This is a genomic window from Pseudomonas sp. SJZ078 (assembly GCF_007828255.1).
GTDB lineage: Bacteria > Pseudomonadota > Gammaproteobacteria > Pseudomonadales > Pseudomonadaceae > Aquipseudomonas.
Genome location: NZ_VIUG01000034.1, coordinates 20,228 through 44,392, shown reverse-complemented (window position 1 = coordinate 44,392; position 24,165 = coordinate 20,228). Strand labels below are relative to the sequence as shown.

Here is a 24,165-nt window from a genome sequence, read left to right as displayed (position 1 = left end):
TGGGCGTCTGTAGTAATCACGTTGGATCTAGAAAGGGAATTCTGATGAACGATATGACTAGGTTTAATCCTTCAGCTGAACTAAGGCAGCGCTTGCGTCCCCTGTACCACAAGGATAACTGGCATTGGCTGGTTGCCCTTGGCGCGGATTTGATGGTCATTGCCTCGGCCATCTACCTGAGCCATCGCTATAACTTTCTGTATCCGCTGGCGCTACTGTTCATTGGCTCTCGACAGCGCGCCCTCGCATCGCTTTTGCACGAAGCGGCGCACATGACCCTGGCCCGGAGCAAAATGTTCAACAAGTGGGTCGGCGAGTATTTACTGGCTTATCCGATCTTCCAGAATTACGAAGCGTACCGTCGCTCCCATGTACAGATGCATCACCACCATCTGGGCGATCAGAACAAGGATCCCGATCATCGCTTCTACATCGAGTCCGGCCTGTATGAAGCCCAGGATCGCCTGGACTTCCTGTCCCGGCATCTGTTCAGGAGCGTGACGCTGGTCAACACCTACAAGTATTTCCTCTACCTGGTGAAGAATCGTGCCGGTGACATCCTTGCCAACCCGCTACAGGGCGTGAAGCTTCTGGCGGTGCATGGGCTCATCCTGTTGCTGTTGAGCTACTTCGTCGGTCCATGGGGCTATGTCCTGTTCTGGCTGATTCCGTACTTCACGGCCTTCCAGGTGATCGGCTGGTTCTCCGAGATTTCCGAGCACTTCGGCATGTTCGGTGTGTACAAGGAGGAGGTGAAGCTGACGCGCAATCGCTTCCCGACCTTGCCCGAAAGATTGTTCATCGGCATGCATGGCGATAACTATCATCTAACGCATCACTTGTTTGCCGGTGTTCCGTTCTGGAACCTGAAGCAGGCACACCGGATCCTGATGGACGATGAGAGCTACGCCGCCGCGAACCGCGGCTGTGGAGGGATTTTCACGGCGAGGGGAGAGGCCCGGTCCAGCATCCATCAGATACTGGAGGCGTACCGAAGCGGCAAGATCAGCGCCATAAACGTTACGGTGTAGCGACAGGTTGTGGCCCTGCGCTGTGTTCGCATCGGGCGAGCACAGCGCATCGGCCGCAGGCGTATCGAACCGCGTCAGGCAAAGACGAAGTATTTGCGCACGGTTTCAACCACTTCCCAGGTGCCTTTCATTCCAGGCTCGATGACAAAGATGTCACCGGCCCGCAGATGGATGGGTTCCATGCCTTCCGGGGTGATGATGCAGTAGCCTTCCTGGAAGTGGCAGTATTCCCACTTCACGTATTCCACGTACCATTTGCCCGGCGTGCAGATCCAGGTGCCCATGATCTTGTTGCCATCTTCGCTGGTGTAGGCGTTGAGGTTGACGGTGTGCGGGTCGCCTTCGAGCTTCTCCCATTTGCAGGCATCGAGTACGGGCAGCGGATGGGTATCGCGCAGGACGGTGATAGGTGCGGTCATGTGGACTCCGGGCATTTGGACGTAAGCTGAAGAGGCACCCTATAGGCGTCTGCGTTCCTTCAGTTGTCTGTGCTCGACATCGAGCTACCCAGAAACGCAAATCAACGCTCGGACAGATGCATGGCCAGGGCCCTGGCGTAGACGGGTAACGTCTCGAAATTGCGCGCCGCCAGCAGCAGGGCCCGTTGTGCCCAGGTTTCGTGCAGCGGCATGCACCGATACGATGGCTCGGCAGGGCGACGTTCGATGGCGGCCCGTGGGACGATGGCGATACCTGCGCCATGGGCCACCATGCGAATCACTCCGTCGAAACCGTCGGCACGAATGCGGATCCGCATGCGCAGCCCGGTGTGCAGGGCCTGCTCTTCGAGGTACACCGCCAAGGCGTTGGCGGCGTTCAGGCCGACATAATCATGGCTGAGGGTCTCGCTGAAACTCACCACGCGACCGTCGGCCAACGGGTGTTCGGACGGTAGGATCAATACCAACGGATCGTTTCGAAAGCGCCGGGTCTGCAGGTCATCGGTGTCGACTGCGTCGGATACGACACCCAGGTCTGCCGCACCTTGGCGCAAGGCATGGGTGATGCGCGAGCTGGGCAGTTCCTGCAGGTCGATGTCGAGATTGGGGTGCTCCTTGAGAAACGTGGCCAGCAACTCGGGCAGGTATTCGCTCACGGCGCTGGTGTTGCACAGCAGCCGTACCCGGCCTCTGACACCCTTGGCGTACTCGGCCAGATCCTGTTGCAAGTGCTCCGCATGTTGCAGCAACACCCGGGCATGTTGCGCCAGGGCCTTGCCGGCCGGCGTGGGCGTTACGCCACGGCGGCCGCGTTCGAGCAGTTCGGTCCCCAGGGACGCTTCCATGGCTCGGACCCGCGCACTCGCCGCTGCCAGGGACAGATGGCTGCGGGCTGCACCGGCGGTGATGCTGCCGGTGTCGAGGATGTTCAGGTAGAGGCGCAGGTCGGTGAGGTCGAAGTGCATGGTATGGGGCCTGTGCCGGGTTCTGTAGTGGCTGATGAATTGCTTTCGCGAGCAGGCTCGCTCACACAGGGTTTCGGGTGTACACAGATCTTGTGTTTCACACCGTTCATTGTGGGAGCGAGCCTGCTCGGGATGGCGTCAGTAGCCCCCACAAAGTCTAAGCCTCTTGTTGAGCAAGAGGCAGCCTCAGTATATGGCAGATTTCAAAACAACCCGCCTGGGCCCAGGATAGGGCCATGAACACATTCATCACTTTCTATCAGAACCTGGGCCCAATGCTATCCCTACTGGTCATCGCCACTTTCCTGCTGGCCGGCACGATCAAGGGGGTGATCGGCCTCGGCCTGCCGACCATTTCCATGGGGTTGCTCGGCCTGGCTATGGCTCCGGTGCAGGCTGCCGCATTGCTCATCATTCCAGCCACTTTGACCAACCTCTGGCAACTGGCCTTCGGCGGTCACTTGCTCACCTTGATCCGGCGCTTGTGGCCGCTGCTGCTGGCGATTTTCTTCGGTACCGGCCTTGGCACCCTGTGGATCGGCATGGCCGGCGGGGCGTGGGTGGTGCGGGCCTTGGGCGGCGCACTATTGGTGTATGCCCTGAGCGGGCTGGCGCTGCCGACGCTGCGGGTCGATGGTCGCGCTGAGTCGTGGCTCGCCCCGCTCTGCGGCCTGCTGACCGGTGTCATTACGTCTGCCACGGGGGTGTTTGTCATTCCGGCGGTGCCTTATCTGCAAGCGTTGGGCTTGAGCAAGGACCAGTTGGTGCAGGCTTTGGGTCTGTCCTTCACGGTCTCGACGTTGGCCCTGGCGGCCGGCCTGTTGTGGCGCGGCGCCTTGGGCGGAGGGGAACTGGGCGCGTCGCTGCTGGCCCTGGTACCGGCACTATTGGGGATGTGGCTGGGACAGTGGTTGCGCCAACGGATCAGCGCCGGGCTGTTTCGGCGGGTGTTCTTCATTGGCCTTGGCGGGCTCGGCGCTCACTTGCTGATCAGTGGCTAGACGGCGCACTCAGCATTTCGACGCGGCGGATCTCGAAGTCGCGCTCCAGGTAGTCCATGCGTTGTTCGAAGAATTGCTTCATGTGTGGAAGATTCGAATGCTCGTCCAGATGGGCCTTGGATTGCCAGATTTCATAGAAGATAAACAGCGTCGGGTCCTGCTGGTCCCGCAGCATGTGATATTCGATGCAGCCCGGTTCGGCGCGACTCGGCTCGACGTAGGCACGAAACAGTGTTTCGAAGGCTTCGGCTTTTTCCGGGCGGGTCTTGGCGTGGAGGATGAAACCGTGCAGTTCGCTCATCGCGAGTCTCCTGAAATGACAGTGGATGAATTCTAAGGCAACAATTAGCCGTTGATTCGTGCGTGCAGGTCAAATCAGTTTTGCCGCTGCAGCGCTTACTCCGCGCGAAGCTCGTCGCTAGTCTGCCCCCCATCATTTCAACCTTTCCATTCGGCGGCCCCTTCGACGGTGCTCGCCGTGGAACCCGATGAGGCTCCCCATGAAAAAAGTCCTGCTGCTCAACGGTGGTAAACAGTTCGCTCATTCCGACGGCCGCTATAACGCGATCCTTCACGACACGGCCCTCAGCGTGCTGGACCGTGGTGGCCTGGACGTGAAAAGCACGTTCATTGACGGTGGCTACGACATCAAGGAAGAGGTCGCCAGGTTTCTCTGGGCCGATGTCGTCATCTATCAGATGCCGGGCTGGTGGATGGGCGCGCCGTGGACCGTGAAAAAGTATATCGACGAAGTGTTCACCGAAGGACATGGCAGTCTCTACGCCAGCGACGGCCGTACCCGCTCCGATGCCTCGCAGAAGTACGGCAGCGGTGGCCTGGTCCAGGGCAAGCAATACATGTTGTCGCTGACCTGGAACGCCCCGCAACAGGCCTTCGACGATCCGTCCGACTTCTTTGAAGGCAAGGGCGTGGACGCGGTGTACTTCCCGTTCCACAAGGCCAACCAGTTCCTCGGCATGACCGCCTTGCCGACCTTCCTGTGCGTGGACGTGATGAAACGTCCGAACGTCGAAGCCGATGTGGCGCGGTATGAACAGCATTTGATCGAGGTGTTCGGCCTGGAGGCATGATATTTCAGCGCACATGCGGCTACTATTTTGTGGCGAGGGGATTAATCCCCGCTCGCCTGCGAAGCAGGCACCGAAGTTGATAACGCGGCCATCCAGGCACATCGCGTGTTGACTCAAGGTCCGCTTCGCGGCCCAGCGGGGATAAATCCCCTAGCCACAAGAGAACAATCGACAGGAACATTTGTGAAAGCCAGATCCGACGAGTTGCAGATCTTCGTCTGCGTGATCGAATGCGGGTCGATCTCCGCCGCCGCCGAGCAGGTCGGGCAGACGCCCTCGGCGGTCAGCCGCACGTTGTCCCGGCTGGAAGCCAAGCTCGACACCACGCTGATCAACCGCACCACCCGGCGCATGGATTTGACCGAGGAGGGCCGGTATTTCTTCGAACAGGCCAAAGGTATTCTCGACCAACTGGAGGCGTTGGAGGAGCGCTTGTCCTCTCGTCAGCAAAAGCCTTCGGGGCGGTTGCGGATCAACGCTGCGTCACCGTTCATGCTGCATGCCATCGTGCCGCACATCGACGAGTTCCGCAGGCTCTACCCGGACATCCAACTCGAACTCAACAGTAACGACCTGATCATTGATCTGCTGGAGCAGAGCACGGACATCGCCATCCGCATCGGCGCGCTCACCGATTCGACCCTACATGCCCGTCCCCTGGGTTGCAGTCCGTTGCACATCTTGGCCAGCCCCGCTTATCTGGAACGATATGGTACGCCTTCCACCGTCGCTGAACTGACGGAGCATGCATTGCTGGGGTTTGCCCAGAATGATGGCCTCAACCAATGGCCCTTGCGCCATCTTCACGGCGACCGCTGGCCCATCCAGGCGGCCATCAGCGCATCCAGTGGCGAAACGGTGCGCCACCTGGCGCTGCAAGGGCAGGGGATCGCCTGCCTGTCGGACTTCATGACCCGCGACGACATCCGTGCCGGTCGATTGAAAGTGCTGCTGGCCGAGGCGAACAGCGGATACCGCCAGCCGATCAACGCGGTCTACTACCGCAACTCTCAACTGGCGTTGCGCATCCAGTGCTTTCTGGACTTCATCCAGGACAAGCTCGCCGAATACGCCTCGCGGGATTTGCAGACTGATTCGTGACTTCAAGGCAAGAGTGATTTGGGCAATATGGACTGTTTCGCCAAGGATCGGTCCTCGATACTCGTTCCATCACTGATTCTGCCAAGGAGTTTTTCCATGAACGTATTCGTCACCGGCGCTGCCGGTTTCATCGGCGGTTCCATCGCCACCGGGCTGATTCGGGCCGGGCACCAAGTCAATGGCCTGGTGCGCAACGCCGAGCAAGCGAGCGAACTGGCCGCCCTGGGTATCAATCCGGTGATCGGCACCCTGGAGGACAGCGCGCTGCTGACCGCACAGGCCCGCGCCGCCGATGCGGTGATCAATGCCGCCAGCAGCGATCATCGTGGCGCGGTCGAAGCGCTGCTCGAGGGCCTCAGGGGCTCGAACAAGGTCCTGCTGCATACCAGCGGTTCGAGCATTGTCGGCGATGCTTCGGGTGGTCTTGCCAGTGCTGACATCTACCAGGAGAACAACTTGCCGGAGCCTACCGTCGACAAGGCTGCCCGCGTCGCGATCGATAACCTCGTCCTTGCTGCGGCAAAGGATGGCGTGAACTCGGCGGTGATCTGCAACACCTTGATCTATGGCCACAGCCTGGGTGTCAAACGCGACAGCGTGCAACTGCCGCGTCTGCTCAAGCAGGCGCGTAAAAGCGGGGTGGTGCGGCATGTCGGGCCGGGGCGCAATATCTGGTCCAACGTGCACATCGAGGATGTAGTGGAGTTGTACCTGCTCGCCCTGACCCGCAACCGGCCGGGTACGTTCTACTTCGTCGAAAGCGGCGAGGCCTCGTTCCTCGACATGACCACCGCCATGGCCCGGGCATTGGACCTTGGCGAACCGCAGGACTGGCCGCTGGCCGATGCCGAGGCCGAGTGGGGTTATGAAATGGCCAACTACGGCCTGGGCTCCAACAGCCGTGTGCGAGGCAGACATGCCCGCGAACTGCTGGGCTGGGCACCGAAGCGGACGTCGGTGGTGGAGTGGATTCTCAACGAGATGGTGTAAGACGTAGCACTTCGCCCTGTGGGAGCGGGCTTGCCCGCGAAGGCGCCGGGCCAGTCAATCTTGAGTCGGCTGATAGACCGCTTTCGCGAGCAAGCCCGCTCCCACAGTTATTCAGCAGCGACCGTAATATCCCGGCTCAACACAATCCCCCTGTGGGAGCGAGCCTGCTCCCACAGTTGCATCAGTCGTGATGCACGCCGGCGCGCTTGAGCATCTGCTTGCAGCGCTCCGAGAGGTGGAACACCCGCAGATGCTTGCCGGCCTTGCTGTAGCGCTCACGCAAGGTCTTCAACGCGGCGATGGCCGAGTAGTCGACGAAGCGCAGGTGACGGCAATCCAAGGTGACCTGGGTCGGATCATTCGCCGGGTCGAACTGGTTGAGAAACGGCGTGGTCGAGGCGAAGAACAGCGTGCCATGCAGGCGATAGAGTTTGCTGCCATCGGCCTCCAGATGGGTGTCGGCGTAGAGCTCCCGGGCCTGTTGCCAGGCGAAGTTGAGTGCCGCGACGATGATGCCGCACAGCACCGCTACGGCCAGGTCGGTGAACACGGTGATGACGGTCACGGCGATGATGACCAGCACGTCATTCGCCGGTACTTTGTTGATCACCCGCAGCGAGGCCCAGGCGAAGGTCTGCTGCGACACCACGAACATCACGCCCACCAGCGCAGCGAGCGGGATGCGCTCGATCAGTGGCGACAGGAACAAGACGAACAGCAACACCATCACCCCGGCCACCGCACCGGACAGGCGGCCGCGACCGCCAGAGCTGAGGTTGATCACCGTCTGACCGATCATCGCGCAACCACCCATACCGCCGAACAGGCCGGAGGCGATATTGGCCGCGCCGAGCGCCACGCACTCGCGGTCCGGGTAACCGCGGCTTTCGGTGATTTCATCGGTCAGATTCAGGGTCAGCAGGGTTTCCAGCAACCCGACCATCGCCATGATCACCGCATAGGGCAGCACGATCTGCAGGGTTTCCAGGTCCCAGGGAATGGCCGGCCAGGCAAAGTCGGGTAAACCACCGGCAATGTGCGCCATGTCGCCCAGCGTGCGGGTCGGCAGGCCGAGCAGGTAGACCCCCAGGCCGACGCCGAGAATCGCCACCAGAGCCGGTGGCACGCTACGAGTCAGGCGTGGCAGCAGGTAGACAATGGCCATGGTCAGCGCCACCAGGCCCGCCATCCAGTACAACGGTGCGCCACTGAGCCAGGCTTCACCGTTCTTGAAATGCTCCAGTTGGGCCAGCGCAATGACAATCGCCAGGCCGTTGACGAAGCCGAGCATCACCGGGTGCGGCACCATGCGTACCAGCTTGCCCAGCCGCAACAGCCCGAAAGCCACCATGATCAGCCCACCCAGCAGCACCGTGGCCAGCAGGTACTGTACGCCGTGCTGCACCACCAACGCGACGATCACCACCGCCATCGACCCCGCCGCGCCCGATACCATGCCAGGCCGGCCGCCGAACAGTGCGGTCAGGGTGCAGATGATGAAAGCGCCATACAGCCCCATCAGTGGGTTGAGGTGGGCTACCAGAGCGAAGGCGATGCATTCTGGGAGTAAGGCAAAAGATGTGGTGAGGCCGGCGAGGACGTCGGCGCGAAGGCGTGCTGGTTTCATGGTTTACCTGAATGGGCGCCGGTTGAGTGTCGGCTGCCGGAGTGGCGCAAAAGCAGGTGCGGATGGTACGGAAATTCCCCTGTGGGAGCGAGCCTGGTGTCAGGAGACGAAAATTCGGTGGCGGATTTTCATCAGCGCTATGTCGCGATGTCCGTCAGCGACATTTCTTGCCTGTGTACGAAAATTACTTTCAGCGTGTTTGTAGATTCATCGTGGAAATGATTTATGAGTTTCACAACTCATAGACGTGACCCTGTTCAAGGAGTACCGCATGGCACCTGCTTTCGGTTATTGGCTGTTGGTCTACGCGGCCATCGCCATCATTGCGCTGATCGTCCTGATCGCCCGCTACCGGCTCAATCCGTTCATCGTGATCACCTTGGTCTCCATCGGTCTCGCGCTGTTGGCAGGGATGCCACCGTCGGGGGGGGTGGGGGCGTATGAGGCCGGTGTGGGCAAGACCCTGGGGCACATTGCGCTGGTGGTGGCCCTGGGTACGATGCTCGGCAAGATGATGGCCGAGTCCGGCGGTGCGGAGCGGATGGCGCAGACCCTGATCGAGCGCTTCGGCGAGCGAAACGCACACTGGGCGATGGTGTGCATCGCCTTCCTGGTCGGCCTGCCGTTGTTCTTCGAAGTCGGCTTTGTGCTGCTGGTGCCCATCGCGTTTAACATCGCCCGGCGCGTGGGCGTGTCGATCCTGATGGTGGGGCTGCCGATGGTCGCCGGGCTCTCCGTGGTCCATGCCCTGGTGCCGCCGCATCCGGCGGCGATGCTGGCGGTACAGGCGTTCCAGGCCTCGGTGGGGCAGACCTTGCTGTACGCGATCCTGATTGGCATCCCCACCGCCATCATCGCGGGCCCGTTGTATGCAAAATTCATCGTCCCGCGCATCCAGCTACCGGCAGAGAATCCGTTGGAGCGACAGTTTCTGGACCGCGAACCCCGTGCCAGGCTGCCAGGTTTCGGCATCACCCTGGGGACCATCCTGCTGCCGGTGATCCTGATGCTGATCGGTGGCTGGGCCAACCTGATCTCTACGCCGGGCAGCGGTTTCAACCAGTTCCTGCTATTCATCGGCAACTCGGTGATTGCGTTGTTGCTGGCCACCGTCCTCAGCTTCTGGACCCTCGGCCTGGCCCAGGGCTTCAACCGTGAGTCGATCCTCAAGTTCACCAACGAATGCCTGGCACCCACTGCCAGCATTACTTTGCTGGTGGGGGCCGGGGGTGGTTTGAACCGGATCCTGGTGGACGCCGGGGTCACGCAACAGATCGTCGGGCTGGCCCAGGAATTCCAACTGTCGCCCCTGGTCATGGGCTGGCTGTTCGCTGCGTTGATGCGTGTCGCCACCGGCTCGGCCACGGTGGCGATGACGACCGCCTCGGGCATTGTCGCGCCCGTGGCGATCGGCCTGGGCTATCCACATCCCGAGTTGCTGGTGCTGGCAACCGGGGCAGGGTCGGTTATCTTTTCTCACGTCAACGACGGCGGTTTCTGGCTGATCAAGGAATATTTCAACATGACCGTTGCTCAAACCTTCAAGACCTGGACCGTGCTGGAAACGCTGATCTCTCTGGTCGCCTTCGGTCTGACCCTTGGGCTCGCACGTTTGCTCTGAGCGCAACGCAATCACACAGGAGCCGTCATGGATATCCTTTACCAGATCCGCGCTCGTCAGGATTCCTTCAGCGCCGGCGAAGGAAGAATCGCCAGGCTGATGCTCGACGACGTGGGATTTGCCGCCTCCGCCAGCCTGGACGACCTGGCCCGGCGTGCGGACGTCAGCAGCGCTACGCTGTCGCGTTTCGCCCGTACCGTCGGTTGTCGCGACTTGCGGGATCTGCGCCTGCAACTGGCCCGGGCCAGCGGTGTCGGCAGCCGTTTCCTCGACCCCGCAGGCGCGCCCGAGCAATCGGCGTTTTATGGGCAGATTGTTGGCGATATCGAGTCCACCTTGCGTCAGCATCTGTCGGCATTCGAAGAGATACGGTTCGCCGATGCCGTGCGGACACTCGGCAAGGCGCGGATGATTCATGCCTTCGGGCTTGGTGGCTGGTCGGCGTTGTGCAGTGAAGAATTGCAGGTGCGGCTGGTACGTTTCGGCTATCCGATTGCCGTGTGCCGCGACCCGGTGATGATGCGCATCACCGCCACCTCGTTGAGCGAGGCGAATGTGGTCATCGCTTGCTCGCTCACCGGCATCACCCCGGAACTGCTCGGTGCCGTTGAACTGGCGCGAAGCTACGGCGCGGCGATCCTGGCCATCACCCGGGCCGACTCCCCGCTGGCCCGGCTGGCCGACGTCGTGCTGCCCCTGCAAGGCGCCGAGACCTCGTTCATCTATAAGCCCACGGCGGCGCGCTACGGCATGCTGCTGGCTATCGATGTGCTTGCCACTGAGCTTGCGTTGGCCAACCCTGAAAACAATCAAGAGCGCCTGCGGCGGGTCAAGCTCGCCCTGGACGACTACCGCGGCGGCGATGATGACCTGCCGCTGGGAGACTGACATGCTGTACGACACCGTTATCCGTAATGCGCTGGTCATCGATGGTCGCGACGCGCCCGGCTACACCGCCGATGTGGCGATTCGTGCCGGGCGCATCGAGCGCATCGGCGACCTGGGCGCAGCCCGGGCGATTGCCAATGTCGACGCCACTGGCCGTGTGCTGGCGCCGGGATTCATCGACGTGCACACCCACGACGACACCATGGTCATCCGCCAACCACAGATGCTGCCCAAGCTCAGCCAGGGTGTCACCACGGTGATTGTCGGCAACTGCGGCATCAGTGCTTCACCGGTGTGCCTGCGGGGCGATCCGCCGGACCCGATGAACCTGCTCGGCACCGCCCAGGCGTTCGTTTACCCGCGCTTCAGCGATTATCGTGACGCAGTGGAAGCGGCGGCTCCGGCAGTCAACGTCGCCGCGCTGGTGGGCCACACGGCATTGCGCAGTAACCACATGGACGATTTGTTGCGCACGGCCAGTGTGGGAGAAATCGCCGCCATGCGTCAGCAACTGCGCGAAAGCCTGGAGGACGGTGCATTGGGTTTGTCCACCGGCCTGGCCTACGCCAACGCGTTTTCAGCGTCTACCGATGAAGTCATGCAACTGACCGAAGAGTTGAATGCCTATGGCGCGGTCTATGCCACTCACCTGCGCAGCGAATTCGAGCCGGTGCTCGAGGCCATGGACGAGGCCTTCCAGATCGGCCGCCATGCACGGAGCCCGGTGATTATTTCCCACCTCAAATGTGCCGGTGTCGGCAATTGGGGGCGTAGTCCGCAGGTGCTCGCAGCCCTGGAAAAAGCCGCCGGAGACCATCTAGTCGGCTGTGATTGCTACCCCTACGCGGCAAGCTCGTCGACGCTGGATCTCAAACAAGTGACCGATGCCCATCCCATCACCATCACGTGGTCGACGCCTCATCCAGCGATGGGTGGTCGTGATCTTATCGACATTGCCAGCGAATGGGGTGTGCCCTTGCTGGAGGCGGCGCGACACTTGCAGCCGGCGGGCGCGGTGTACTACGGCATGGACGAAGCCGATGTCAGACGAATCCTCGCGCATCCGCTGTCGATGATCGGTTCCGACGGTTTGCCCGAAGACCCGTTTCCCCATCCACGCTTGTGGGGCGCTTTCCCACGGGTGCTGGGACATTTCAGTCGTGACGTCGGGCTTTTTCCCCTACACACCGCCGTGCACAAGATGACCGGTCTGTCCGCATCACGCTTCGGTCTGAAGGCGCGCGGTGAAATACGTGAAGGGCATTGGGCGGACCTGGTGTTGTTCAATCCGCAAACTATTCGCGATGTTGCAGACTTCATAGAACCGCAACGGGCTGCCGAAGGTATTGATGGGGTGTGGGTCAACGGTGTCCTGAGCTACGGTGACGGCCAGGGCAATGGATGCAGGGAAGGGCGGTTCCTGGCGCGGGGAAGTCACGCGGGTTTATGACTCAGGTGTGGCGCATCGAAACCGAGTCCGGACTTTGAGTTTCCCGGCATTGAAGTGATCAATCCGTGGGCGGACTGATCACTTCGGCCGGTCCAGCGGTCGAGTTATGGCGAAAGTCGGCCCAACGATTTGTTGTGTTCGTTGAGCCGGAACAGTAACTCCCTCCCGTGCTGTATCGTCGCTCGGGTGGCGTGTATCTGCCGTTGTATTTCCCCGCGACTTAATGTGCGAGCCCCTGCCGTTCCCGTGCTGTTGGTCATCCAGTCGAGGGATTGATTGAGCGATCCCCTGACCCCCTTGGCATAGAATTCCTCTACCCCAAGCGTATCGAACGCGGCGTCGATGGCGGTGGAGTCGTGTTGCAGGTGATCGTCGAGTTCAAGCAGTGCAGCGTCCAGGCGCCTGATTTTTTGCGACGGTATTCCGTTGGACGCTTTTGTGGCCTGGGTAGACGCTTCGAAGTTGGGGATCCATGCGCCTGGAATCCTGAGCACCTTGGTCAGGATGAAGCTGGTCACCATCAGTGCTATTTTTTTTTGCCCGGTGGGGTGGCGTGGGTTCAGGTCTTTTATCGCTTTTTCAGATTTCGTTTTCACGTCATAGAAGGCGGTCCGGCCTTCATGTTCGATTTCGTCGGGATCCAACCGGCTGGTTTGTGGATAGATCGAAACAGGCAGATGCCGTGTCGCTTCCAGCTTGTTGGCGATAGCATCAGTCGTTATGGACGTGCCGCTCATGGCCGCCCATGAGGCAACCAGCCCGGCGGGCGCCGCTACCATGCCAGCTCCCAACGACACCAGGTTTTTTGACGCGTTGTAGGCGTAGGCCTGGAAGAGTCGTTTGGTGATGTCTTTTGTGCTGAAGCTGTTATAGATCTGGTAGTTCAATACGCCTACCCGGTTGTTCACGGTGGACAGTATGTTCGGATAAGCCGCTATCTCTTGCTGGATGGCGGCTTCCTCTTTGTTGCGGCCGGATCGATCGACATAGCGCAGTGGGTTGTTGCCCACCATGCAGTACAGGTTCAATCCATCGACCGTCCCCGCCGGATCCGGGTTGATCCAGCGTTGCAGCCACGGTGCGTAGTACCGCTGGCCGTAGTAATACAGGCCACTGGCGTCGCGCTCCTTGCCGGAATACCGAACGGTCCGGTAGTCGGCTTCCACTTCCGAGCGGGATGCCACCCAGGCGGTGCCTCCATAGGGCAAGTAGCTTTCCTGACTGATCAGGTCGCTCTGGTCGTCGAGCTCCAGTGAGCTGGACCCCAAGTGATCCTCAAGGCTGTAGCGCATCTGGTTGGCGGCGATAGCGGCCGGTCGGCCTTGGGTCCAATGCAGATAGCGTACGCTGCACCGACCGGCTTGCAAGGTCACCACTTCCAGGCGTTCGTTGTGCCGCGTGTGGATTTCCAGTCCAGGCAGATAACGGACTTCCCGGGTGTGCATGATCGCCGGTGCATGGGTCGTGTGGACCTTGCGCACACGCTGGCCGCCGCTGTCGTAGCAATAGCGTTCAATGTCATTGGCGGCGTTGTCACGCTGGACCAATACCACGCTCTGGAGTTGATTGCGGGTGTTCCATGTCAGCACCTGGCCGGGGGCCAGCGCCTGTTGGTTGCCACTGACATCGAAATTCACCACCGTGTCGGATGCTGACTGCCCTTTGTTCCAAGACTGGAGACGGTTGCTCTGTGCGGCGATGTTCAATGTCCGGGTGTAGTTATTGCCCTCGCGAACATGCCGCAGTTCGGTCAGGTTGCCGCCGGCATCGTACGCGTAGTGCTCGGTATAGTTGAACAACTGTCCGTCATCGGCGGCAGGCATGCCGAGAGTGGGTGGGCTGGCCAGGCCCGCCGCTTCGCGCCCCGTCGCACGGGTCAGCTGGTAAAGGCTATCGTAGGTGAATGTACTGGTGGCGGTAACCCGCTGGTTATTACCAAACCGCACCGGTTGGGCCCTGTCTTCAACCTGCGTCACATTACCCACGGGATCGTAGATGTAATGCAGATCCTGCAGGCTTCTGCCAGGCGCCGATGTGCTGAGTGAGGCCAGGCGACCGCTGGCGGGATCGAACACGGCGCGAGTGACGATGCCGTTGCCGGCCGTTTGGGATTCGACCTGACCAAACGCGTTATAGGCAAGATGCTTGAGGACGGTTTTCTCAGTAGTGTCGTCTTTTATCTTCAGGCTCACCGACTTGAGCTGGCCTGCCACATCGAACGAATACAGCTGCTGGTGCTGCGCGGCATCGGACAACTGGATGATTCTTGCGAGCGCGTCATAGCGCCAGTTCGTCATATAGCTGCCGCCCTTTTCGAGCAAGCGATCGCGGTCTTTCTGGTCTTCTGGCCAGTCGGGTTGTCCGGCCTTGGCCAGCAAGTGCCGTGTCTGGCTGAGTGGCTTGGCGCAGAGCGAGTGGTCATGGGTCAGCAGGGAGCCGGCGCTGTCATCGTGACGGATCAGCACGCCACACAGGTTGTGCCGCGCAGACTCGGGCGAACTGTCGCCATATTGCAGGCATTCGACCCGGCGCGGTTCCTCTCCCTCTGCTTGCTCATGGATTTCGGTCATGCGCAGTTGGGTGTCGTAGGTGGTCTGTCGCCGCGTTCCCCGTTGATCCCAGCTGTGCAGTATCTGTCCGGCATCGCCTGGCAGGTTCAGACGCCACCCGGCATCGACGCTGTCCACCCACAACGTCTTGCCGGACAGGCTGTAGACAATCTGCAAGTTGACCGCCGATGCGCTGGTAGCCAGCCGGGGATCGCGTCGGGCAACCAGTCGTCCGGCCGTGTCGTGCTCTTGAAGGGTGATGCGTGCCTGGGATTGTTCCTGCGCGTTGTGTCGGTAGTAAGCGACCTGTCGCACAGGCAGGCCGCGGCTATCGTAGGCGTTGATCGTGGGTGTTTTGTGATGGAGGCGCGCGTTCATGCTACACCTCCGGTAGAAGGGGGTTGGTCTGACATGACCTCTTGCAGCGTGTCGTTCTCATCCTCGTCCACGGTGTACCAAGGATGACGGGTGTGCCGTCGCATGTAGGAAATGCCGTTTTGCTTGGCCAGACGTGTGTGTGTGGGGCGTCCCAGTGAATCGTAGAATTGCTGATCGCAATGGGCGAACGGGCGTAAGGCCGCATCGTTGATGTAGCGATGCTGATCGGCAAAGTAGGGCCGGTAGATGCGAACCACCAATCCCTTGCCGTTGTATTCCACCCGTTCGCTGACACGCCAGCGTTCGTTGACGATCTGCTCCCCGGGTTTGCCATCCGTCAGCGTCAGGTCGCCCTTGGCGTCGACGAGGTAGGCCAGGCCCGACTCGACCCGTTGCTTGCTTTGCAGCGATCGACCGAAGCCGTCGAAGCAGGTGATGGCGATGTGGATTTGCTGCTGACTGTCATCGGGGTAGCGGTCAGCGAGCAGTGTGGCGATGTGCACGGGTTCACGTGTGCAAGCCTCGACCTCCTGCTTGAGCTTCAGGTCATCGGCAGAGTACGTTTCAAGGTTTGACAGTCGTGCGCGGGCCGAGGCGCGGATGTGTCCGGTGGGCAGCAGGTCGCCCTTGATCACGCCACGCGCCAGCCATGGGGTGTCGGTCAATGCCGTTTGCGATACGCAGCCCATCCAACCGAAGGGGGCGTAGTAAATGGCCGTGGCGGCGCCTTGCAGAGCATCCTTGCCTTGCCTGATGGCCTCTGTCGGGCTGTGAATCAGCGGCTGTTGGAACTGCCCGATGGGTTTGAAACCCACAGGATTATTGTTCTCAGCGCCATAAAAAGTGCTCGCCAATAGTTGACCGAAAGCGTTGACCAAGCCTTCCTGGACGTTGCCGTTGGGGTCGGTGATGCGCTTGGGCTGGAGTGAGCGGTAATCGTAGCTTGCCTCGATGGCGCAGCCATCAGGCATTTGGAAGCGGGAGATAAAACAATGGGTGTGGTCGTAGCTGATCTTTATCGCGCCGTGGCTTTCGCACGGCTGCAGGGTCTGTATGGCGTAGAAACCTTCCCGTTGGGCATAGGTCGCGAAGCCGCTTTTGACTGACCAGAGTCTCCTGGGGCGGGCGCTCAGGGGGAGAAAGTCGGCCATTCGATGATAGTGGCTTCGTTCGAACATTCTTCCCTTGGGGCGACTTTCCTGCGGCAACACCTGGAAAGCTTTAAGCGCTGTTTCGTCCAGCTCGGCGGTCTCCCGATGGTCGGCCAGGGCCAGGAAACCTGCGACGCCGTCCGGCAGGAGTGTGGCGCTCGAGGCGTGCCTGTAGCGCTGCACCGACAGGCTGGTCAATACGCTGTCGGTGGCCCAGGCCGTCTTTTTCACCTTTTCCGAAAGCGCTTCGAATGTCAGGTCTTGCGGCGTCAGTCCCTCGGCCTTGGGGGCCTTGGGTCGTTGCAACGCGTTTGTGCGCTGGCGATAAGGCACGCCCAGCCGCCATGCCTGAGGCGCAGGCAAGTGGATGAATTCGGCACGGGTTTCGTTCAGGTAGTAGAACTGTTGGGCCGGGTCATGAGCATCGCGCCACCATTGCTGTTGATCGGGGTCGCTGAAGGGCGGAGTATCGTCGGCGGTTTTTCGCCGGGCGTAATGGATATCCACGCTGTGGGTCAGCGCACCGTATGGATCGTGTTGCAGGTTCAGGGTGTGTCGGCATTGCGGGTCCTGGGTAGCGCCTTCGTACGTATAAGTGATGGTCTCCAGCAGCAGCGGCAACATCCGGGCGTAGCCGCGATCGCCAACGGGAGCTTGCAGCAAACGAACCCCATGACGGTTCTCCTGGGCCGAATACAACGTTCTGGCCTTCAGTTTTTCGTCGAGGCCGAATATTTCGCTTCGCAACAGACGACCACTCAAGGCGCGGGCCATTTCACGTTCGATGGCCGCGTCTGGCGAGGCCACGATCAGGTCGCTCTGCGACTCGGGTTGGTATTGGCAAAGCAATGCCTTGCCCAGGGGAACGGCTTTTTTGTCGGCACGGCTGTAGCCGAAACGTGACGGGTTGACCTTGCGCCCGGTGTGAAACCAGGTCCTCTTCAAGCATGAAGCAATGGAGCTGTCGGCTTCGGGATCGTCGGGATTGGTTTCACGGTCGGTTTGCAGCACCAGGCCGAAGCCCCGGAACTCCCGTTCCTGGCCATCGTAATAGCCCTGGCGATAGGCGAACGCCTGAGTCAGTCGATTGCCGGTAATCTCATCCAGCTGGGTCTGGCGCGAGACCAGGTGCAGGGCCAATGGCAGACGACAGGTGACGGGGTGGCCGGCCTGGATTCGCTCCGCTTTTTCATCCAGCCATTCCTGCGCCGAGCTGCGATAGTCGATGCTGTCGGCAGCCCCCATGTTGTTATTGGTGCCCGTGAGTAAGTACGGTTTCGCCCGGACGAAATCGCAGCGCCAATGGCGGGGAGTCATGTGTGGCACGCTCAGGATCAGGCTGGAACAGCCGAGCCCTTGCAAGTCGCTGATGCTGACCTGACATGAATCGTCGTAGCGCACTCCCGCAGGCCAGGGCAGAGCTAGCGGCGCGTCGAAGCCCTTGGCGCAACGGTTCATGAAGATCAGCGCCTGGTCTGCTTGCAGATAGATCAGGTCGACGGCGCCGGAGCCATCCAGGTCCGCCAGGCGGATCCGCGCTGCGTCGAAGGACTCGTAGGCCAGGCCGGGAAACGCCAGCGCGATGCCTGTGCCGAAGCGTCCACGGCCCAGATTTGGCCAGCATTTCACTTCGTCATGACGTATGCGTACCAGATGCTGCTGGCCGCTGCCGAGGACATCGCTGAAGGCCACCAACTCACCGGGAGAAGTGCCGAGTACCGGGAGGGGATCCTCATCCGGCTTGCGGGGGATTTCTTGGGCTGTGGCAAAACCCTGCTGCCGGCGGTTGGCATACAGGCGCACGCTGCGCGGCCCGATCAATGCCAGATCACTGAGCCCTTCGCCCATCAGGTCGGCAAGCTGCCCTTGAGGGGTGAAGAACTCTCCTGGGAACGCGTTGAAGGTGGCGAAATCCGACCAGTTTCGCTCAGCTTCGAGGGAAAAGAATCCGCTCAGCCCCGGCTGGGCAATGACCCAGTCCAGGCGACCGTCACCGGTGAGGTCGCTCAATGACTGGCGCATGGGCTTTGCGGCGTCGGCAAAGGGTAACCGAGGCAGCATGCGCCATTGGTCATAAGCCACTTCATCGCTGTTGGCTTTGGCCCGTATGGGTTCACGGTAATGCCAGCCTGAGTCACTTCGATAAAGTACGCCCGGCAGGCCTTCACCGTACAAATCCACCAGTTGATAGCCGTGGCCGTCGAGCCCCGGCAGGTTCTCGAAGCGTTGCCAGGAGAGGGTGTCGGGTTGCAGTTCGAACTCGCTGTAGCCGAACTCGACGGGCGGGCGGCTATCGACAGTTGGCGAGGTGCCAAACCCTTGGTCATGGGCTGCACTCAGCAGCTGATAGCCCAGGGATGCCTGACGATATTCCAATAGCAAGCGCCGCACGAGTACGGGCTCATCGCCCAGTGCCTCGGCAAAGCGATGAAACATCAGGACTTGGCGACACAGGCGTTCGGTGCGCAATTCAAAGCCGTAGGCGTAGCTGGAGAAAGCGTCGCTGCGGGCTTGCCATTGCCGGCCTTCATACCGTGGTTTCTCTGTGTAGGCCGTGGTGCGTTCGCCATAGTCGAACAGCAGTTCAAAGTGCCATCGCACCGGTTCAAGCCGTTCGGTGTTCCAGGAATAAAGGTGTTCATCGGCTTCGAAATTGCCGTAGCTCACCTGGCTCAGATAGCGTTGAGCCGTCGCGTCAGACTTGTATCGGTAAAGGATATGTTCGCCGCGAGGGTTGAGGCTTTCCTCCAGCAACCACTCCCCGACACGGCTTGTATCCTGGGGATCGGCCCGACGCGAGGCGGGATGTTTTCCGAACAGGTGCAGGCAGCCATCGGCACCGTGCACCAGCCAGAAGCCTGGCCGGTCGCTATGCGACGACCAGTGCTCGATGCGATCAAAATTGCTCTCGATTCTGGGAAAGTAGCGTGTAACGCTATAGGTCGTGCCCAGCGCCAGATCGTTGTAACGATCGATGCGAGCTGAGGCGATAGCGCCTTGCACGTCCCGCTCAGGCAACCATGTCACCCCACCGGGGCCGAAGATTTCATCGTCCTCGGTATAGGCGGGCACGCCCGCGCTGGTGCGGCGCGTCACGCTGGGCAGCGACAATCTCCAGCCTATGCCGAACGCGCCGTTGCCGGCCGAGCTGGCATAGCTCAGGGATAATGGTGGGGCGAAACCGCGCCCCGGCGATATGGGCAACGCGATCTCGTAGTTTGCCGTACCGTGGGCACCGACGGCGCTCCATCCTTTGCCAATGCTTTGAATGGCCCCGCCGCCTTTGGGCAGGGACGGCGCAGTGACCGGCAATGAAAGCTGTTCATTCATTGCGAACCTCCGCCAACCCGGGCCGTGTAGTTCACATGCACGATGATGTCGGTCAATGATTCAAGCAGCTCTTTTTGCCCTTCAGGGTTGGGGAAGGTCAGCTGCCATTTGGAGATTGCGCCGGTGTATTCGAAAGGCAGGTAGCGCTCATCATTGAAGTTCAAGGTGAACAAACCGTTGTCGTCGACACCCGTTGAAAGAGCAATCTGTTGGTTGGCGCGCCGGCTCTCCATGCTTTTCCCCTTGTCACCGGGAGACATGAACACCTTGCTGGCGGTCTGGGTCAGCGTGGCCCGGATGTCCTCATAAGGCCCTACCACGGCTGGCAGCGAGACACTGATGGTTTTGATCCGCCGCAGATAATGTTGCTGGTCTTTGTAGTCGTTTTCGAACAGTTCGTGGGTCAGCTCGAACTGGTAACTTCCATTCTTCAGATCGGCCTTGATCTCAGGCCATTGCTTGTTAATGGAGCCGGCTGTGGTTTTGTCCTTGAGTAGGCGTAGCGAGACCGTCTTGCGGATTTCCAGCTCGCGCTCGTGACGGCGCAGGTATTCGTCCTGCATCTTCAACAGGCTCAATTTCAATTGCTCGCCAGCGCCCAGACCGCGGTACGTTGCATTCCAGCCGCCGGGTTGAACGAAGCGCGTGTTGAAGTCGGCAGTTTCATATTGCCAACTGGCTTCGGCGGCCAGGCACAGGCCCAGCGTCGCGTCGTAGGCCTGGCGATACAGCGCGGCAAACTGGCTGTTCAGCCATTGGTAGAGTTGTGTTTTGCTGAAGCGCTTGCTGAGGAATTCGTAGTTGGCCCTGGCCTGGCTCAGGGTGGATTCGGCCAGGCGCAGCTGCAGGCGGGTGGCGGTTTCCTGCTCGGCGAACTGAGCCAGTTGGGCGTCGATCTGCGCCAGTTCCAGTTGTGACTGCTCAAATGCCTGGTACCACTCATCCCAGCGTCGGTTGAACGATGCCAGGCGGTCGTACTGGTCTGCTGCCGTGCGACTGATGACGGCCGCGCTATGGGCTCCTGCGGAAGCCGCCAGCATCGGCCCCTCCCAACGACTGCCACCGTTGGCCAGGCCAAAGATGCTTGGCGCCACCATCGCTCCTCCCGCCGCGATTTGGTAGGACAGTGCAACGAGCTCTGCGGTGCCGGTGCTCAGGTAGAGATCACCGGCATTTTTCTCGGGGTCACTCAGGTTGTCCTCCAGCAGCTTTTTGTAATGGCTGACCCGGCCCTCGATGATCGCTTTGCCGGCCAGCAGTGCCTGGCGGCCCTGACGGTCAGTGTTCATGGCCTGGCGCTGCAGGTCGACACAGATTTTCGCCAGATCCCAGGCTTGCTGTTGCTGTAGCTCCTGCAACTGCGCCTGTTCCTTGCGCTCGGTCAGTGATAGCAGCAAGGCGCCGAATTGGCTGAGGCTTTCCACCGCGCCCTGGGCCTGGCTGTACAGGGTCGTGAAGCGGTAATGAGGCATTTGCACGATCGGTAAGTCAGGTGTCGCTTTGTCGGTGATGTTCAGGGCACTGGCGCCAGGCAGGGCGCGCGGGTCCAAGGGGGAGGCGAAGGCCGGCAGATGCAAGGGCTTGCCGGCAATGTCGAGGTTATGGCGCAGGTTGTACAGGCGGCTTTCGGCTGTGTCCCAGCAACTGAGCAGTTGCGGATTGAACGGCAAATGCAGGTACGGGCTATCGATGGCCGGCAAGGACGAGCGCGAACTGTCTTTGCGTAGGGGCATCTGGTGACGCGTCAAGCGGGTCACTGATTGCTCGAAGGTGCGCAGCTCGGCACTGGGTGTTTCGCTGAGCGTTTGCAGGCTGACGGGCGTCCACCGGGCGACTGGTCGTACGACCGGGCGTGGGCCCAGCAGGTCCAGCACCCGCACGTACCATAGCTTGGCCTCGCTGAGGCTGTCAGGTGTCAGTTGGCGATACGCGGCATCGCCTCGGTTGATCAGGGTCTCGATGTACAGAAAGTACAGCGCCTTGCAAAAGTGCACGGGGTGGCTGAGGGCAATCTGGTGCGGATCGTGGGGCGCATGATTGGCATATGCAGGCGTGCTGCTATCGAGCAAAGGCACGCTCCTCCAACGTTCATCGCCCCTGCGACTCGGATCGAAAACATAGCGCAGCCAGTGTTCCGCTTCCTCGTATCGATGTTCGGTATTCAATCGATGAGCCACCAGCCATGGCACGTAGAGGAACAACTCGGTGAAGTAACGGCCATAAGGGCCATGGAAATCCATCTGCTGAGTCAAATCACCGGGCACGGCGGGTTCCGGCAGATGTTGTGTGGTCCAGTCAAACAGTTCATCCAGGCTGTTTTCGGTACGTCGGATCAGTTCGGCGGCGAACACGGTGTTCAACCGGATCGGCTGGCGCAGTTGGCTTTTGCCGTCACTGTGTTTGATGGCAGAGTTGGCAAAGTCGATGTACTGGATGGTGCCCAGGTCGGGTGTCACCGCTGAGGTAATGCAGGGAGACTGGCGGAATGTAGGAGCCAGGGTCAGTCTGGTCGCTTTAAGAGCGAAAGCAATGGTTTTGTCCGGTTCGACGGGATGAGCCAGCGCAACCCCATAGAATAAGGTGTCGCCCTCTTCGCCAAGATCTTCGATGCGCAATGGGTACTCATAGACCGCTGGTAGTTGTTTTACCAAAGGGGATGCCGCCACTGGTCTCAAGTCTTCGTAGGTCAGCGAATCAAAATTCAGTGCCTTGGGTTGGCGGAAAACAACATACTTTCTGTATGCCGCTTCTTCTGTGTAAGTGAACTCACTCCAGAACGTAAAATCTTGCTCTGAAGTCTTAAGCAGTAATCTTTCTCCTCTGGAAGCATCAGTAGATTGTTGGTCTTTTTTTGCGATCAAATACCTTGCCGCTTCTACCGAAATGAACTTTCCGCTAAGACTGTTGTGCTGAGAAAGCATGAAGCCAGGCGAGCTTGCATCGTCTCTGATCACGTCGCTCATGTGGTTGATCGATAGTCGATACTCACTATCAGCGACATCGCTTACGTAGAATTCAGTCAGATACGAATGATCGCCGAGTCTTATATAAGCGGTGGACGGCAGGTTCTCGTCAGGATGCGCCAGATTGAGTTGGAGATGATCGGAAAAGGAAAAGCTGATGCTGCCAGGCGTGTGAGGGAAATTTGCATTCTGGACGCCGAGCGTCAGTCGATACATGGAGTCCACAGGCTTGAACAGAGCTCCATTCAGGTGCTTGTCGAAATTCGATAGGGTATTCACTATTTTTGCAGGCAGAGGCGTTGAAGAACTGGAGAGGTGCGAGAAGCGCAGTTTTGATTGAATTCGCTGGTCGTTGGTGTCGATCAATGAATAATCAGCTGAATTTTTCTCGTCGCGACGTGGGTTTTGTTCTTCGGCGTTTCCGATGCTGTCAGTTTCTTTAGCGAGATTTTTTCCAATGGAAATAGTTTTAATAAAACTGAAAGTACTGGTGACCGTGGATTTCGACTCGGTCTTGGGCTGGGAGGCGCATAAGGCAAGATAGAGTGAATTTCTCGGCCCTTTGCTGTGTTGTACCGCAACGGTGCCGAGCGACGCGTTGATCGCATCCGCGTTCTTGCTCCCAAGCGCCTGGTCCTCACAAAAACCTTGCAAGCCAACCTGTGGCGCGCTCCAACTGCCATCGTGCCTTTTGAAGCAATAGTTCAAACGCAATAGTGGATGGCTGGGGCCCGGTAGCGCTGCGCTGGTATTCGATGTGTTGCCGCTGACGGCCGATGGGTCCTGGTGTATGCATTCTGCCCATATAACAAACAGCCGATTATTGAACCAGACCGGTCGAATCGTCTGTTCAGCGGCACTGTCGGGAATGGGCACCTCGGCTTTTTCCCAATCCGACCACGCCTGCGGATCAGGCTGGTCCAGTTTCGGCGTGGTGGCGGACGGTCTCAAGGGCGGGCCGTCGAGTGGGCGTTGCGCCATGTTTAGCGAACGCCAGAAGTAGGTGTTCGCGGAGCGGGATTTGGCAATGAAATACCAGGTGCTATTGGCAAAGTCCTCGCCATCGATGTAGCCATTGAGAACGTTCAGGTTGGCGATTTCTTCGAAACGGGTCAGATAAGCCATCACCGCTGACTGAACCGCATCGGTTTGGATCTGGTTCTGGCTGAGGGCGCTTTCCAGTTGCCGGAAGTTATCGCTCTTGTCGGCCCTCAGCGTAGGGTCCAGATAAGTGGCAGGGAAATAGAGCAGCTTTTGATGGGCGGCCCAGCTGGGATACCGATGCATCTCGTTGCGCCAGGTTTGCAAGTACTCGGCGGGAATGTTCGCCAGGTCGTAACCGGGTTCCAGGTTCATCAGGATGCGGTTGATGTATTGCTGCAGGCTGGCGATTGCGCATGCCACGGGGGTAGTCGGCACATCCTGGCTGACCAGTACATCGAGCAGCCAGTATTCGTAGAGGTCCCGGGCGGTCTTGAGCGCCAGGTTTTTCGGCGCGGCCTGGTCGGGCACGACTTTGTTCAGATAGAGCGCCAGCAGTGCATCGCGCAGGCTTTCATCGAGCTGCTTTTGGATGGCAACGGTCATAT

Annotated in this window: 15 protein-coding genes; 8 read left to right on the top strand and 7 right to left on the bottom strand. The window is 60.0% G+C overall.

The window, feature by feature from the left end:
* Positions 1-92 precede the first annotated feature (92 nt).
* The gene (gntB, locus tag FBY02_RS23580; RefSeq protein ID WP_256662552.1) at positions 93-1,031 is read left to right on the top strand and encodes a guanitoxin biosynthesis L-arginine gamma (S) hydroxylase; all 939 of its coding nucleotides are present in this window, start codon (positions 93-95) and stop codon (positions 1,029-1,031) included.
* A 74-nt stretch (positions 1,032-1,105) separates the two neighbouring features.
* Here the strand turns inward: gntB and FBY02_RS23575 are convergent, their stop codons facing one another.
* Together FBY02_RS23575 and FBY02_RS23570 are read right to left on the bottom strand one after the other, a co-directional pair.
* Positions 1,106-1,450: a cupin domain-containing protein gene (locus FBY02_RS23575; protein ID WP_047698397.1), complete on the bottom strand. Its 345-nt coding sequence runs from the start codon at positions 1,448-1,450 to the stop codon at positions 1,106-1,108.
* 101 nt (positions 1,451-1,551) lie between these two features.
* On the bottom strand, positions 1,552-2,436 hold the full coding sequence (locus FBY02_RS23570; protein WP_144930506.1) for a LysR family transcriptional regulator: 885 nt from the start codon (positions 2,434-2,436) through the stop codon (positions 1,552-1,554).
* 236 nt (positions 2,437-2,672) lie between these two features.
* On the opposite strand from FBY02_RS23570, the gene FBY02_RS23565 reads away from it, so the two are divergent.
* Complete coding sequence (locus tag FBY02_RS23565) at positions 2,673-3,437, top strand: sulfite exporter TauE/SafE family protein (protein ID WP_144930505.1); 765 nt, start codon at positions 2,673-2,675, stop codon at positions 3,435-3,437.
* Here the strand turns inward: FBY02_RS23565 and FBY02_RS23560 are convergent.
* Positions 3,427-3,738 carry a putative quinol monooxygenase gene (locus FBY02_RS23560; protein WP_144930504.1) on the bottom strand — a complete coding sequence of 104 codons (312 nt, stop codon included), beginning with the start codon at positions 3,736-3,738 and terminating at the stop codon, positions 3,427-3,429. The genes FBY02_RS23565 and FBY02_RS23560 overlap by 11 nt on opposite strands.
* A 199-nt stretch (positions 3,739-3,937) precedes the next feature.
* On the opposite strand from FBY02_RS23560, the gene FBY02_RS23555 reads away from it, so the two are divergent.
* The 3 genes from FBY02_RS23555 to FBY02_RS23545 all read left to right on the top strand — a co-directional run bounded on the left by FBY02_RS23555 (position 3,938) and on the right by FBY02_RS23545 (position 6,619).
* The gene (locus FBY02_RS23555; protein ID WP_144930503.1) at positions 3,938-4,528 is read left to right on the top strand and encodes an NAD(P)H-dependent oxidoreductase; all 591 of its coding nucleotides are present in this window, start codon (positions 3,938-3,940) and stop codon (positions 4,526-4,528) included.
* A 183-nt stretch (positions 4,529-4,711) separates the two neighbouring features.
* The gene (locus FBY02_RS23550; RefSeq protein ID WP_144930502.1) at positions 4,712-5,629 is read left to right on the top strand and encodes a LysR family transcriptional regulator; all 918 of its coding nucleotides are present in this window, start codon (positions 4,712-4,714) and stop codon (positions 5,627-5,629) included.
* A 96-nt stretch (positions 5,630-5,725) separates the two neighbouring features.
* Positions 5,726-6,619, top strand: a complete 894-nt coding sequence (locus tag FBY02_RS23545) for an NAD-dependent epimerase/dehydratase family protein (RefSeq protein WP_144930501.1) — start codon at positions 5,726-5,728, stop codon at positions 6,617-6,619.
* A 181-nt stretch (positions 6,620-6,800) separates the two neighbouring features.
* Here the strand turns inward: FBY02_RS23545 and FBY02_RS23540 are convergent, their stop codons facing one another.
* Positions 6,801-8,246: a SulP family inorganic anion transporter gene (locus tag FBY02_RS23540; protein ID WP_144930500.1), complete on the bottom strand. Its 1,446-nt coding sequence runs from the start codon at positions 8,244-8,246 to the stop codon at positions 6,801-6,803.
* Between the two features lie 271 nt (positions 8,247-8,517).
* Between FBY02_RS23540 and FBY02_RS23535 the strand changes: the two genes are divergently transcribed.
* From FBY02_RS23535 to FBY02_RS23525, 3 genes are read left to right on the top strand one after another with little or no spacing between them, the layout of a single operon-like run.
* The gene (locus tag FBY02_RS23535; protein WP_144930499.1) at positions 8,518-9,867 is read left to right on the top strand and encodes a gluconate:H+ symporter; all 1,350 of its coding nucleotides are present in this window, start codon (positions 8,518-8,520) and stop codon (positions 9,865-9,867) included.
* A gap of 27 nt (positions 9,868-9,894) precedes the next feature.
* On the top strand, positions 9,895-10,755 hold the full coding sequence (locus FBY02_RS23530; RefSeq protein ID WP_144930498.1) for a MurR/RpiR family transcriptional regulator: 861 nt from the start codon (positions 9,895-9,897) through the stop codon (positions 10,753-10,755).
* A gap of 1 nt (position 10,756) precedes the next feature.
* On the top strand, positions 10,757-12,205 hold the full coding sequence (locus FBY02_RS23525) for an amidohydrolase family protein (protein WP_144930497.1): 1,449 nt from the start codon (positions 10,757-10,759) through the stop codon (positions 12,203-12,205).
* A 104-nt stretch (positions 12,206-12,309) separates the two neighbouring features.
* Here the strand turns inward: FBY02_RS23525 and FBY02_RS23520 are convergent, their stop codons facing one another.
* The 3 genes from FBY02_RS23520 to FBY02_RS23510 are packed head-to-tail and all read right to left on the bottom strand — an operon-like array spanning position 12,310 to position 24,163.
* Positions 12,310-15,132 (bottom strand): RHS repeat domain-containing protein, encoded by a 2,823-nt coding sequence (locus tag FBY02_RS23520; RefSeq protein WP_144930496.1) that lies wholly within the window; start codon positions 15,130-15,132, stop codon positions 12,310-12,312.
* Positions 15,129-19,613 carry a SpvB/TcaC N-terminal domain-containing protein gene (locus FBY02_RS23515; protein ID WP_144930495.1) on the bottom strand — a complete coding sequence of 1,495 codons (4,485 nt, stop codon included), beginning with the start codon at positions 19,611-19,613 and terminating at the stop codon, positions 15,129-15,131. The genes FBY02_RS23520 and FBY02_RS23515 overlap by 4 nt, the downstream gene beginning before the upstream one ends.
* Entirely contained in the window at positions 19,610-24,163 is a 4,554-nt protein-coding gene (locus tag FBY02_RS23510; RefSeq protein ID WP_144930494.1) for a neuraminidase-like domain-containing protein, read from the bottom strand. The genes FBY02_RS23515 and FBY02_RS23510 overlap by 4 nt, the downstream gene beginning before the upstream one ends.
* Positions 24,164-24,165 lie beyond the last annotated feature (2 nt).